Source organism: Apilactobacillus zhangqiuensis (genome assembly GCF_019656215.1).
Taxonomy (GTDB): Bacteria; Bacillota; Bacilli; order Lactobacillales; family Lactobacillaceae; genus Apilactobacillus; species Apilactobacillus zhangqiuensis.
Genome location: NZ_BPLK01000005.1, coordinates 175,627 through 188,286 on the forward strand (window position 1 = coordinate 175,627; position 12,660 = coordinate 188,286).

Genomic DNA, 12,660 nt, shown 5'->3' on the forward strand with positions numbered 1-12,660 from the left:
TGCTTGACCTCACTTTTTGTTTTTAATGTCTTTTGTCAGTATTAGCAGTCATTTATCATAAGTGCTAATCACTATAAATAATATATTATTTTTTAGATTTAGATGCAAGCAAAAGGACATCCAAATCCAACAAAAAAAGATGAGCCAATAGCTCATCTTTCTTATTCACCTTCATAGTGTTCAATGAAGTAAATTAATGTTTGTAATTCGTTAGTTAAATCAACGTTTTGTACTCTGACATTTTTGGGAACTGATAAACGTTTTGAAGTAAAGTTCATAATACCCTTAGCGCCACCCTTTACGGCTTCGTCACATAGGTCTTGAACTACGGTTGCTGGAACGGTAAAAATAACTACTTCAATTTGTTGATCTCTTAGTTGTTCTTGTAAGTCCTTAACATCATATACTGGTACACCACTTTGAACAGTGTTAATCATATCGTCATGAATATCAAAGGCAGCTGAGATTCTTACGTTACTATCTTTGTGAAAATTAAAGTGTAGTAAGGCTTGACCCAAATTACCTAAACCGACTAATGCAACATTTGTTAAGTGATCTTGATTTAGAATCTTCTTGAAGAAGTCTAATAAATTATCAACTTCGTAACCATATCCACGTTTTCCAAGAGCTCCAAAATAAGATAAATCTCTTCTAATTGTTGCTGAATCAACTTGAACTGCTTCAGCAAAAGTACTAGAGGATATTCTCTTTATTTTCGCGTCATGTAAACCGCTAAGATATCGATAATACATAGGCAATCTTTTAGCCGTTGCCCTAGGAATTTTAATATCCAAAATGTTCCCTCCCGAATCTTTCATAACATTTATGTATTTTATCATAAAAACAAAGTTTGTGAAAATATTACCATCCATTAAAAAAGATTGAACATTTTAATTTATTGGGAGGAATATGCTAAAATAGTGATTATTGCTGATAATACAAGAGAATTAGGAGGTGAATTTTATGATTATTTTACAAGCAAATAAAATGACAAAACGTTTTGGTGGGCAAGATCTTTTCACAAGCGTTAACTTAAGCATAGAAGAAAATAGCAAGGTAGCCCTAGTTGGTAGAAACGGTGCTGGTAAGTCAACATTAGTGAAAATGATTTTGGGCGATGAACCAATCGATGAAGGTGAAGTAACCACCAAAAAAGGTATCACAATTGGATATCTTGCTCAAAATACTGGTCTTACTTCAGATGCCACAATCATTGAAGAAATGACCAATGTATTTGCTGATTTAATCGCTTTAGAAAATAAAATTCACGAATACGAAAACAAAATGGCGGATCCAAACGTCAACTCTAATCCAGAAAAACTAGCTGAGGTTTCACAAACTTATGATCAACTTCAAGCTGAATTCACCGCTAAGAATGGTTTTTCATATCAAGCCGAAATTAAGGCAGTGTTAAACGGATTTGGCTTCGGTGAGGAAATGTACGACCATAAGATTAGTGAACTATCAGGTGGTCAACAAACCCAACTGGCAATGGCTAAACTACTGTTACAAAAAAAGGATCTATTGATTCTAGACGAACCAACCAACCATATTGATGTAAAGACCATCAGTTGGTTGGAAGATTATCTAAAGAGCTATCATGGCGCCCTTCTAATCATTTCACATGACCGTTTCTTCATGGATAAGATTGTTGATCAAGTCTACGATTTAACACAAGGTCACATGACTCATTATGTTGGTAACTATTCTAGTTACGTTGAACAAAAGAAACTAAACTATCAACATCAACTAAAGGAATACGAAAAACAACAAAAGAAAATCAAAGAGATGCAAGACTTTGTCGATAAAAACATCGTTCGTGCATCCACTACCAAACGAGCTCAATCCAGACGAACTCAATTGGAAAAGATGGAAAAAATCGCAGCACCAACTCGTGATGACAAATCAGCCCGCCTTTCATTTAGTCCAGAAAAGCAAAGCGGAAACGTCGTCTTAAACGTCCGTGATGCTGCAATTGGGTACGATGATCAGGTACTATCGAAAAACATCAACATTGATGTGAAACGAAATCAAGCTGTTGCATTGATTGGTCCAAATGGGATTGGAAAATCCACATTATTAAAGACCATCATGAAGCAACTACCACTTAAAGCTGGTGAGATTGAACGAGGTACCGGTGTGCAAATCGGATACTACGATCAACATCAAGATAACTTGCACCCTAATAAGACCGTACTAAATGAAATCTGGGACGACTACCCTACTTACCCTGAACAACGCATTCGTTCTATTCTAGGTAGCTTCTTGTTCTCAGGTGAAGAGGTCGAAAAGATTGTAGGTAATCTTTCTGGTGGTGAAAAAGCGCGTCTAGTATTAACCAAGTTATCCATGAATCACGATAACTTCCTAATCTTAGATGAACCTACTAACCACTTGGATATCGATAGTCGTGAAGTGCTTGAAAACGCCCTAATCAACTTTGATGGCACAATCCTATTTGTATCCCACGATAGATACTTCATCAATAAATTAGCTACTCAAATCGTCGAACTATCCCCTGATGGCAGCGAGTTATTCCTTGGTAACTACAACTACTACGTAGAAAAGAAGGAAGAACAAGCAGCCATTGAAGAACATAAGCAAGAAGAAAAAGCTAAGAATGAAGAAGTTTCCAATACTAAACCAAAGTCACAAAATCAAAAAGAATTCATTGCTAACAAAGAGTTACAAAAGAAGCAACGTAAATTAAAACGTCAGGTTGAAGACTTAGAATCACAACTTGATGCTGCTCAAAAAGATAAAGCCGCGATTGAAGCAGAGATGGTTAAACCAGAAAATCTCAATGACATTGAAAAACTAAATGAGTTGCAAGCTAAAATAACTGACATCAATTCCAAGATTGAAGAGATTGAAACCGATTGGGAAAATGCAATGATGGAACTTGAATAAATAAAAAGATGAATCCGAAACGGATTCATCTTTTTTTATTCTTAATCTTCTAATAGGTCAAATTCCAAACTCGGATCAGCATTTAAATCAACGCCAGCAAAGACATTCTTCTTTGCCATCACGTAACCAGCTGCCCCAATCATTGCGGCGTTATCACCACAAAGTTTGTTTGGTACCTTAATCAAATCAGTTGTATCAATCTTGTCGATTGCTTCTTCTAATGCACCACGAAGTCCCTTATTAGCGGCGACCCCACCGGCTAAAATCAATTGAGAAACTGGATATTCTTGTAATGCTCTAGTGGTCTTATCAACTAAAACATCAACGACGGCACTTTGGAAACTAGCGGCCAAATCGTTTTTATCCAACTCTTCATGAATTTGATCAGCATGATGAGTGGTATTTAAAAAGGCACTCTTTAATCCACTAAATGAAAAGTCAAAGTTATCTTCTTTTTCCATCGCACGTGGAAAATTGAAAGTGTCTTTTCCGTCAGCGGCCATCGCATCAACCTTAGGTCCAGCTGGGTAATTAATTCCCAATACTCGACCAACCTTATCGTATGCTTCACCGGCAGCGTCATCCCTGGTTTCACCGATAATTTTGAAGTCACCCTCTTCTTTCATTAGGACCAATTCAGTATGACCACCGGAAACCACCAATGCCAATGCTGGGTAGTTAATCTTAGTGACAAAACGACTAGCTAAGATATGACCAGCAATGTGGTTAACCGGAATCAATGGGATATTGTGTGCCCATGCAATGGTCTTCGCAGCAGTAACTCCAATTAATAATGCTCCAACTAGTCCCGGACCATAGGTTACGGCAATTGCATCGATGTCATCGTAAGAAATATCAGCTTGCTTCATTGCATCTTCAACACAGATAGTGATTTGTTCAATATGATGTCTACTTGCGACTTCTGGGACGACCCCACCAAATCGCTTGTGACTTTTAATTTGCGTTGCAACAACGTTTGATAATATTTTTTCGCCATCCTCGATAATGGCCACACTAGTTTCATCACAACTAGATTCAAAAGACATAATTATATGTGGTTGCACAAAAAAACCTCGTTTCTTTAAATTCCAAAATTATTTGGAATAGTTTCGTATAGACTTAAATCTAAAACCATATCAACGGCATCTTCATGATCACCGTCATAGTAACCCTTCTTAACACCAACTTGTTTGAATCCTAAGTCAGAATATAATCTTTGAGCCTTTACATTACTAATTCGTACTTCTAAAGAAACCGTCTTATAGTTCAATTGACGAGCCTTCTTGATAATCTTAGCGATTAAGAAGTAGCCAAGGCCACGTTCTTGATATTCCGGCTTTACAGCGACGTTTGAGATGTGACAGTCGCCTTGCTTATCGTTCAAAGAACTACCAATAAACGCTACTAGTTCGTCTTTTTGACGTAATAGTAGGTAAAAACGATCCAAACGTGGCTTTAATTCTGGTAAAAAGGCTTCGTCAGTCCATGGTGCTTTACCATCGTAGACATCGCGCTCAATTTCAACCATTTCTGGAATATCAGTAACCATCGCCTTAGCCAAGTAGAATTTGTCGCCGTTAATCTTAACGATGTGGTTCTTGATGTTCAAGTGTTCCTTTTTCATTAGGTGCGCCGTATTCACAAATTTTTTCTGATACCAATTAATTAACTTTTTCAACATATGAAGTAACTTCTTCCCCGGGATGATTTTGTTTCCAATCTGCTTCAGCTTTAGTTAAACGTAAATATCTTGGTACAAATGCATGAATGTCTTCAACAGGTGATAAGGTTTGTCCATATAAACCTAATCTAGCTGCTTGTGGCAAGTTATCAAAGCTATCAGTAAAGATAAGATTGTCACCGAACTTCTTCTCCAATGCATCTTTAAAATGTGGTGCGTCGGTCCCGACAGCATATACTGTCTTGTCTTTGCTATCAATTCTGTCTAACCACTTATCAAAGTCGGTATGGCAGTCTTCTAAGACATTTTCTGGAACACCATTCTTAATTTCGTAAAGTCCAGAAAAGACGTTATTGTTTCTAGCATCAAAAATTGGCATTACAAGGCTACCTTCTTGCTTGATGTTTAGAGCTAAGGTTTGCAAACTTGATACCCCTACTAATTCAATTCCTAAGGTGTATGCCAAAGTTTTAGCTGTGGCAGTCGCAATTCTAATTCCAGTGTATGATCCTGGACCGTCTGCCACCACAACTCTTTTTAAATCCGATGGTGTTAAGTCCACCTTTGTCATTAGTTCATCAATAATGGGAAGTAAATATTCCGCATGCTTTTGATGAACAGTAGTTGTTTCTGTCGCTAATATTTGATCATCATCCAAAATAGCAACAGTTAGTTGTCGATTGGATGTATCTAAAGACAATACTTTCATCCTGTTTTTCCGTCTCCCTAATAACTTTATTAATGTACGTAACAATTCTAAAACAAATTATAACAAAAAAATAGGTGTCTCCATAATAAAAATGAACACACCCGAAAATATTTAATCATTTTTGCGCCAAGTAATGTTGGCGATTGCAGAATGACTGTCGCCACTCATGATTTCATGCTTAGTTAGAATTGAACCGTCATCTTGTTCTTCCATGTCATAATAACTTTCTACGGTTGAACCATATTTAACTTCATTTTCGTATCTTAATAGGAAATGAGTTGGGGTATGATTGGTCAAGAAATCAGCAGGTAAAACATTAACCATCCAATCCATGTAGTGAGCATTGTTTACGTGTTGGTTTGAATCAATATCTGTGTATCTAACGCGGAAGCTTTGCTTAGTTTCTTCGTTGTATTGCACCTTTCGTGGCTTAGGCATCTTTGGAACTTGGTTAACCTTTTCAGCACCAAATGGTTCGACGGTTTCCTTTGGAATAGAAGCAATCTTTCTTTCCTTGTAGTTCATTGCTGCCCATAGACCAGTCATGTGCATTAACACTTCACCAGATTCACTTTCGATAGTGAATTCACGGTAAGCAAAGTACTTGTTGTAAGACTTTGATTTGGTGTTAATGGTGATATTTTCATCAACCACTGGCATACGATTAATATGCACATCGTATTGAATAACAACCCAAGTAACGCCGAACTGGCGAACGAATTCAGCACCGACACCAAGTTTATCACTATGATCTTCTGAGGCTAGGATGATAACATCTAGCATCATCGCAATGGTCATACGACGGGTAAAGTCAGCTTCGTAGTAAGTAACTCGATGTTTTTCACTAAAAACAGTTGGTTGGTTTTCCATTATTATTCACTCCTAGATTTCGTGATAGATATTGTAAATTTCTTGTTTCTTTACTTTGTGTAGCTTAGCTACTTCTTTGATTGCGGCATTGGTCTTCATGCCCTTACCAATAAACAAATCAACTTGTTCTTGGACGGATAATCCAGCCAACTCATCTTGTTCTTTGCTTTCTTGTGTGGCGTTCTTATTACCATCAACAATCACCACAAATTCACCACGAACTTGATTAGTTTCGGTCCATTCTATTAATTCAGAGATTGTGCCACGGTCGAATTCTTCGAACTTCTTGGTTAATTCTCTGCACAATACCGCCTGACGGTCAGAACCGAACACCTTTTGCATATTCTTAAGAGTTTTGTTTAAACGATGAGGAGCTTCATAGAAAATTAACGTTTCACTATGTTTATTTAGTTCCTCTAATTCGCTAATCTGATCACTATTCTTTCGATTTAAAAATCCAAAGAAATAAAATGGCTGTGGAATTAATCCAGATGCAATCAACGCTGTTAAACCAGCATTAGCTCCGGGAAGTGGGACAACATTAATATTATTATCAACACATGCTTTTACTAGTTCCTGACCGGGATCACTAATTGATGGCATCCCTGCGTCACTAACTTGTGCAACACTTTGTCCTTCATTTAAAGTTTGCACCAACTCATCAATACGGTAGTCTTTGTTATCTTCTCTAAAACTGATTTTTCTGGTGTCAATTTCAAAATGATTCAACAATTGTTGAGTATGACTTGGGTTTTCCGCAGCAATTAAATCCACTTCTTCTAGCGTTTTAATTGCACGAAAAGTCATGTCATCTAGGTTCCCGATTGGTGTTGGAACTAGATATAATATTCCTTTATCTTGGTTAGCGTTAAAGCTATGTTGTTCTTGCACTTGGACTCCTCCAGATTAACGATTTAAGATTTCATTACAGAAAATACAACTTTCATCGTTTTCACGATGTGATCCATAAAATTCGATGCAGACATGGAATCCTTCGTTAAATAAGTGTTCCAAGTTTTCACGAGATTTAGATGAACGTGGTCTGCTCTTCTTATTATCACTTGCCACATTTTCTTTTTGTTCATTGATGAAATCGTGTAGGTGTTGGTTTTCAATTCTAAGTTCGGCATTTTCTTCCATTACTTCGGTTAGTGCCTTTCGAACTTCGGTAAATTGACTCAACATTAATTCAGTTTGTGATTCTAAATCCTTGATTCCATCATATAATTCACGTTTCTCCAAACAATTTCACCCCATTTAACTATTTAGTATTTTCATAATTTTTAATGTAGTAGCCTCTAATATGTTTTGGAAACTAACATTAACTGCCATTTGGTTGTTGCAGTTTAAGATTACTTCCATAATTTGAATTAGCTTGGCCTCGTTGATACTTTCGCTTAGTTGTTCAATGTTTTGGGCTTGTTTTGGAAAGTTGTAGTCCTTGCTTCCAGTATACTTAGCATCTAAAACATCTTCAAATATTGAAAGTAGCATATCAATGACTACTTGACGTTTACTATTATCACTAACTAACGGCATGATATTACTTTGTATCAAAACAAATGAAGTATTATCCCTTTGTACCAGCATGTTAAACCATTGACTAATCGCAGAAATCGTCTTAGTCAGCCATTCGTCTTCCTGCCACTCTTTAACGGTCGACATTTGGTTGGTTAGTCGTTTAATAATTTTAAACTGACTGGGAATTACACCCAGGTTAGTTAACTCCTCGTTAAACATTTTAGTATTTAAAGGATTTAAATCAACCACCTGGGTTCTAGAGATAATGGTTGGTAGTATTAAATTTTTATTGGTCGTTAGTAGAAACGAAACTATATTAGCACCAGGTTCTTCAATAAACTTTAATAAGCTATTTGCTGCTCCTGTCGTCATTTTTTCGGCATCACATACAATGAAGAACTTTTTGTTACCTTCCAAACCACTCTTGGAAAATTCAGACTTCAAGTATCTAATTTGATCAACCTTGATACTTAGTCCATCTGGTTTGATGATTACAACATCCGGATGTTGTTGTTCTGCGATTCTACGACATTCATCACAATGTCCACAGGGCATTGAATCATCGGAAACGTTTTTACAAAACATTCTCATTGTTATAAACAACGCTAATGACAACTTTCCGACCCCTTCTTCACCATTAAACAGGTAAGAATGAGATAATTCGTGATTGTTAACCACTTGTAAAAATCTGTCCATCAGTGGCTTTTGCTTTTGCTCAGTCTCTGCAATCACTTGATTTTCGGTCATGTTCTTCCCCCATTAGAATCGATAAAAATTATCCATCGGCATTTCCATTACAGTAGCGCCACCTACTTCAATCTTAACTGGATATGATGAATCTGAAACTCCACCATCCAAGTTAACTGGAGGTGTCATGTATTGTTCACGCTTGCTTGATACCTTTTTAATGATATCTAAAACATCATTAACACGTTCATCCTCAATCCCAATCATAAAGGTAGTGTTTCCTGACTTTAGAAATCCACCGGTAGTGGATAGCTTGGTTTGATGAACATTATTCTTAGCAAATGCATTTTGTAGCTTGTTAGCGTCTTTATTTTGCACGATTACAATTAAAAGTTTCATTCAAAATCACGTCCCTATTTTTTAAATTCATTTAAATATGGTTGCAAAATTTCTAAAACATTTTGGTATACATCATCAATTGATTGTGTAGCGTCAACTGACTTGATACGTTCTGGATTTTCCTTTGCTAAACGTTGGTATGCTGCATGAACTCGATTATGGAAATCGATGGTTTCAACGTCCAATCGATCGACTTCTTCTTCATCCCTATTTTTAGCAATGCGTTTTAATCCTTCTTCTACTGGAAGATTAAAGTAGATAGTAAGGTCTGGTAAAAAGCCTTCGGTAGCAAATTGGTTCATTTGATTAATTGCATCTTCACCAATTTCTCTACCCCCACCTTGATATGCAATTGAGCTATCAAGGTAACGATCACAGATAACTAACTTGTTTTCAGCAATCGCTGGTTTCACTGTTTGTTCAATGTTTTGGCGACGAGCTGCAGCATATAATAATGCTTCAGTTCGTTTATCCATATCAACATTTTTGCGGTCTAAAATTACCTCACGAATACTTTCAGCGATTGGGTTACCACCAGGTTCTCTGCTAGTAACCAACTTGTCACCCATTTCTTCTTTTAAGTAATCTAATACCATGTTCAAGATGGTGGTTTTTCCAGCACCATCTGTGCCTTCAAATGTGATAAATTTTCCAGCCATATACTATACCCCTACTTTCATCTTTCTATCTCATTGTACTTTAATTTATTCGTTTCAACAAATGAACAACAAAGAAAAAGTGTCTTATTCCAAGGAATAAAGACACCTTTAGTAATCAATAACAGAAGATTGAATACGATTGTTGGAAACCTTTCTTTCTCTTGCTTCTCGATATAAAAATAAATATTTTTCACGAGCTAAACGAGTTTGGGCAACAATTTCCCCATCAACTTCATAAATTGCTTCTTGAGTTTCAGCAGCTTGATCCCATTGATACTTAGCACGATCGATAGAATCTAATAGAAATTCATCATACTGTCTTCCTACGTTGTGTGAAAATCTTGAAAATCCTAACATCAGTATTCACCCCTACATTTCAGTTCGACCAGAAACGGCTCTAGAAAGCGTCATTTCGTCAGCGTATTCGATATCGCTACCCACTGATAAACCGTGTGCCAATCTAGTAACCTTAATTCCGGCTGGCTTAACCAAACGTGATAGATACATTGCTGTTGCTTCCCCTTCAGGAGTTGCATTAGTGGCAATGATAATTTCTTTAATTGCTTCGTCGCTTTGCAAACGTTTAATTAGGCTTTTAATATTTAAATCTTCTGGTCCTTTTCCCTCAATTGGAGATAAAACACCATTTAATACATGATATAAACCATGATAATCTTTCATTTTTTCCATTACCATGATGTCTCTTGGTTGCTCAACAACTAAGACAGTCGATTGATCTCTTGTCTTGTCACGACAGATAACACATGGATCTTCATCAGTTAAATTTCCGCAGATTGAACAATACATTAACTTGTCTTTTGTTTCCTTCAATGCTGAAGAGAACTTAGCAACGTCGTCTTTGTTCATATCGACTACGAAATATGCCAGTCTAATCGCTGTCTTATGCCCAATCCCTGGTAGACGCATAAAACTGTCAATCAACTTAGCAATCGGTTCAGGATATTGCATAATTAACCTTCTTTATTTGAATTACATTCCTGGAATTCCCATTCCTTTAGTGTACTTACCCATTGAGTCTTGAGTAGTCTTTTCAATTTGTGCAAGTGCATCGTTTACGGCACTAATTACTAAATCTGAAGCCATGTCTGGGTCTTCTGGATCCAATGCTTCTGATTTAATCTTCATGTCTTTCATCTTACGGTCACCTGAGAAAGTAACAACTACCATGTCTTCAGGGGCCTTTCCAACAAATTCAGTGTTGTTGATTTGTTCTTGTTCAGCACCCATTTGTTTTTGTAGTTGCTTAACTTGTTTCATCATCTTTCCCATGTTCATTCCGTTCATCATAACTATAACAGCTCCTTAATCATCTTTTACATCTATTATATCTTCACCAAATAGTTGAGTTGCTTGCTTAACTATTTTGGGTTCTTTGTCTTGTTTTTCATTAATATTATCATCGTTTTGTTCCGAATTTTCAACACTTGAATTTTCAGACTCTTCTCTAACTTCTTTACCACTGTTCTTTTGAGCAACAATGTATCCCTTTCTAATTTCAGGCCATTGTTCAGCTGGGATAAATACGAAGTCTGGAACGTATTTCAAAATTCGATCCAATCCGTTACCAAGGGCATCTTGTAGTTCTTCGTCAGTACTTGCCTTTTGGAATAAGAATGGATATTCGAATGAAACAACCACTCCATCATGACTGGCAGCCACTGGTTTAGAAACATTCATCAACGCACGCTTGGTTACGTCTAGGCCACTCAATAGCTCATCCCAAATATTTTGAATATTGGTCAAGTCTTGACGAGTAGCGTTATCCAAGACTGGATAAATCTTGGTTAAGTTAACCCTAGCATTACTTGAACTACCCGCTGATTTCTTGGCAGCCGGTCTTCTTGCTGGTTCGCTAGTGGAACCATTACTACCACTATTAGAAGCAACACCGTTTTTAGTTAGTTGTTCAACTTGCTTTTGGAGGCTAGCAACTTGTTCCTTCAATTGTTGAACTAGTTGGTTATCAACATTTGAAGCCCCCGTTGTTTGGGTAGCTGGTTGTGCTACCTGTTGACTAACAGCTTGTTGAGTATCAGTTGATAGTTTAACGGTCAATACATCTAAGTAAACATCTGGATGCATTGTGTATCTCATTTGATTTTGAATGTCGTTTAAATCAACAATCATGCGGTAAACCCTTTGCGCATCCACAATTGATGTTAGTTGTTTGAACTCTTCATCAATTACACCTAGTTCTGATTCTTCAACCATTTCAGGTGATTGTTGGTATAGCAAAATGTCTTGGCAGTACTTGATTAAATCTTCGACAAACCTAGCAGCATCTTTACCTGATTCAAGCATTTTTCTGACATCTGATAGTGCATCTTTAACATCGTGGTTAACAACGTTGGTTAAGTATTTTGATAGTAATGACTTGGTCACACTACCAGTTACTTGCAATGCGTTTTCGTAAGTAACTTTATCAAAACCAAATGACAACACTTGATCTAGGATGCTTAGGGCATCACGCATCCCACCTTCTGCGGCTTTGGCGATGACCTTTAGCGCCTTGTCATCATAATCAATCTTTTTATCGTTTAAAATGAATTCCATTCGACCTAAAATATCATTTGCAGTGATACGTTTGAAGTCAAAACGTTGAACACGCGAAATGATGGTAGCCGGAATCTTTTGCGGTTCGGTTGTAGCTAGAATGAAAATAACGTGGGCAGGTGGTTCTTCCAATGTCTTCAATAGTGCGTTGAAAGCCCCTGTCGAAAGCATGTGAACTTCATCAATAATGTAGACTTTGTAGGTCGCTTGAGTTGGCGCATACTTGGCCTTATCTCTAACATCCCTAATTTCTTCAACCCCATTGTTTGAGGCCGCGTCAATTTCAATAACATCATTTAGTGTTCCATTTGTAATGCTTTCACAAATTTCACATTCGTTGCAGGGTTCCCCGTCTTTTTGGTTTGGACAATTAATTGCTTTCGCCAAAATTTTCGCAGCGGAAGTTTTTCCAGTTCCCCTAGGACCTGCAAATAAATAAGCATGACTCAATTGATTGGTGACAATCGCATTTTTCAATGTGGTGGTAATAACATCTTGACCAATCACATCGTCAAAACGTTGCGGTCTCCATACACGGTATAAAGCTTGGTAACTCATGGAAAACTTCCTTTCAAAAAACTAGTTACTTACATTATATATTCTATTCAGTAATTATTCCATTATCGTTTTTATATCATAGATAAAAAAAT

At 36.9% G+C, this 12,660-nt stretch carries 15 protein-coding genes; 1 reads left to right on the forward strand and 14 read right to left on the reverse strand.

Translation table 11 applies throughout. The features are described from left to right. Positions 1–161 precede the first annotated feature (161 nt). Entirely contained in the window at positions 162–797 is a 636-nt protein-coding gene (locus tag K5Q07_RS06260; protein WP_034532012.1) for a redox-sensing transcriptional repressor Rex, read from the reverse strand. 166 nt (positions 798–963) lie between these two features. Here K5Q07_RS06260 and K5Q07_RS06265 point away from each other — a divergent pair, with 166 nt between their 5' ends. Then, complete coding sequence (locus K5Q07_RS06265; RefSeq protein WP_220730181.1) at positions 964–2,910, forward strand: ABC-F family ATP-binding cassette domain-containing protein; 1,947 nt, start codon at positions 964–966, stop codon at positions 2,908–2,910. A gap of 41 nt (positions 2,911–2,951) precedes the next feature. On the opposite strand, the gene tsaD is transcribed toward K5Q07_RS06265, so the two are convergent. The 13 genes from tsaD to dnaX form a co-directional block, all read right to left on the reverse strand. Next, positions 2,952–3,956: a tRNA (adenosine(37)-N6)-threonylcarbamoyltransferase complex transferase subunit TsaD gene (tsaD, locus tag K5Q07_RS06270; protein ID WP_220730220.1), complete on the reverse strand. Its 1,005-nt coding sequence runs from the start codon at positions 3,954–3,956 to the stop codon at positions 2,952–2,954. A gap of 35 nt (positions 3,957–3,991) precedes the next feature. Continuing rightward, on the reverse strand, positions 3,992–4,591 hold the full coding sequence (gene rimI, locus K5Q07_RS06275) for a ribosomal protein S18-alanine N-acetyltransferase (protein WP_220730182.1): 600 nt from the start codon (positions 4,589–4,591) through the stop codon (positions 3,992–3,994). Continuing rightward, positions 4,572–5,300, reverse strand: coding sequence for a tRNA (adenosine(37)-N6)-threonylcarbamoyltransferase complex dimerization subunit type 1 TsaB (gene tsaB / locus K5Q07_RS06280; protein WP_220730183.1), 729 nt, complete (start codon positions 5,298–5,300; stop codon positions 4,572–4,574). The genes rimI and tsaB overlap by 20 nt, the downstream gene beginning before the upstream one ends. A gap of 111 nt (positions 5,301–5,411) precedes the next feature. Continuing rightward, positions 5,412–6,170 (reverse strand): acyl-[acyl-carrier-protein] thioesterase, encoded by a 759-nt coding sequence (locus tag K5Q07_RS06285; protein WP_220730184.1) that lies wholly within the window; start codon positions 6,168–6,170, stop codon positions 5,412–5,414. Positions 6,171–6,182: 12 nt separating this feature from the next. After that, positions 6,183–7,061 (reverse strand): 16S rRNA (cytidine(1402)-2'-O)-methyltransferase, encoded by an 879-nt coding sequence (gene rsmI / locus K5Q07_RS06290; RefSeq protein ID WP_220730185.1) that lies wholly within the window; start codon positions 7,059–7,061, stop codon positions 6,183–6,185. A 15-nt stretch (positions 7,062–7,076) separates the two neighbouring features. Then, on the reverse strand, positions 7,077–7,412 hold the full coding sequence (locus tag K5Q07_RS06295; protein ID WP_220730186.1) for a DNA replication initiation control protein YabA: 336 nt from the start codon (positions 7,410–7,412) through the stop codon (positions 7,077–7,079). A gap of 15 nt (positions 7,413–7,427) precedes the next feature. Then, positions 7,428–8,438, reverse strand: coding sequence for a DNA polymerase III subunit delta' (gene holB, locus K5Q07_RS06300; protein ID WP_220730187.1), 1,011 nt, complete (start codon positions 8,436–8,438; stop codon positions 7,428–7,430). Between the two features lie 12 nt (positions 8,439–8,450). Continuing rightward, on the reverse strand, positions 8,451–8,777 hold the full coding sequence (gene darA, locus K5Q07_RS06305; RefSeq protein ID WP_034531916.1) for a cyclic di-AMP receptor DarA: 327 nt from the start codon (positions 8,775–8,777) through the stop codon (positions 8,451–8,453). A gap of 14 nt (positions 8,778–8,791) precedes the next feature. Continuing rightward, the gene (gene tmk, locus K5Q07_RS06310) at positions 8,792–9,436 is read right to left on the reverse strand and encodes a dTMP kinase (RefSeq protein WP_220730188.1); all 645 of its coding nucleotides are present in this window, start codon (positions 9,434–9,436) and stop codon (positions 8,792–8,794) included. A gap of 108 nt (positions 9,437–9,544) precedes the next feature. Beyond that, positions 9,545–9,793: a YaaL family protein gene (locus tag K5Q07_RS06315; RefSeq protein WP_054606283.1), complete on the reverse strand. Its 249-nt coding sequence runs from the start codon at positions 9,791–9,793 to the stop codon at positions 9,545–9,547. A gap of 12 nt (positions 9,794–9,805) precedes the next feature. Further along, positions 9,806–10,405, reverse strand: coding sequence for a recombination mediator RecR (gene recR, locus K5Q07_RS06320; RefSeq protein ID WP_034531913.1), 600 nt, complete (start codon positions 10,403–10,405; stop codon positions 9,806–9,808). Positions 10,406–10,426: 21 nt separating this feature from the next. Next, entirely contained in the window at positions 10,427–10,744 is a 318-nt protein-coding gene (locus K5Q07_RS06325; protein WP_220730189.1) for a YbaB/EbfC family nucleoid-associated protein, read from the reverse strand. Positions 10,745–10,759: 15 nt separating this feature from the next. Next, the gene (gene dnaX, locus K5Q07_RS06330) at positions 10,760–12,568 is read right to left on the reverse strand and encodes a DNA polymerase III subunit gamma/tau (RefSeq protein WP_220730190.1); all 1,809 of its coding nucleotides are present in this window, start codon (positions 12,566–12,568) and stop codon (positions 10,760–10,762) included. Positions 12,569–12,660: the final 92 nt, after the last annotated feature.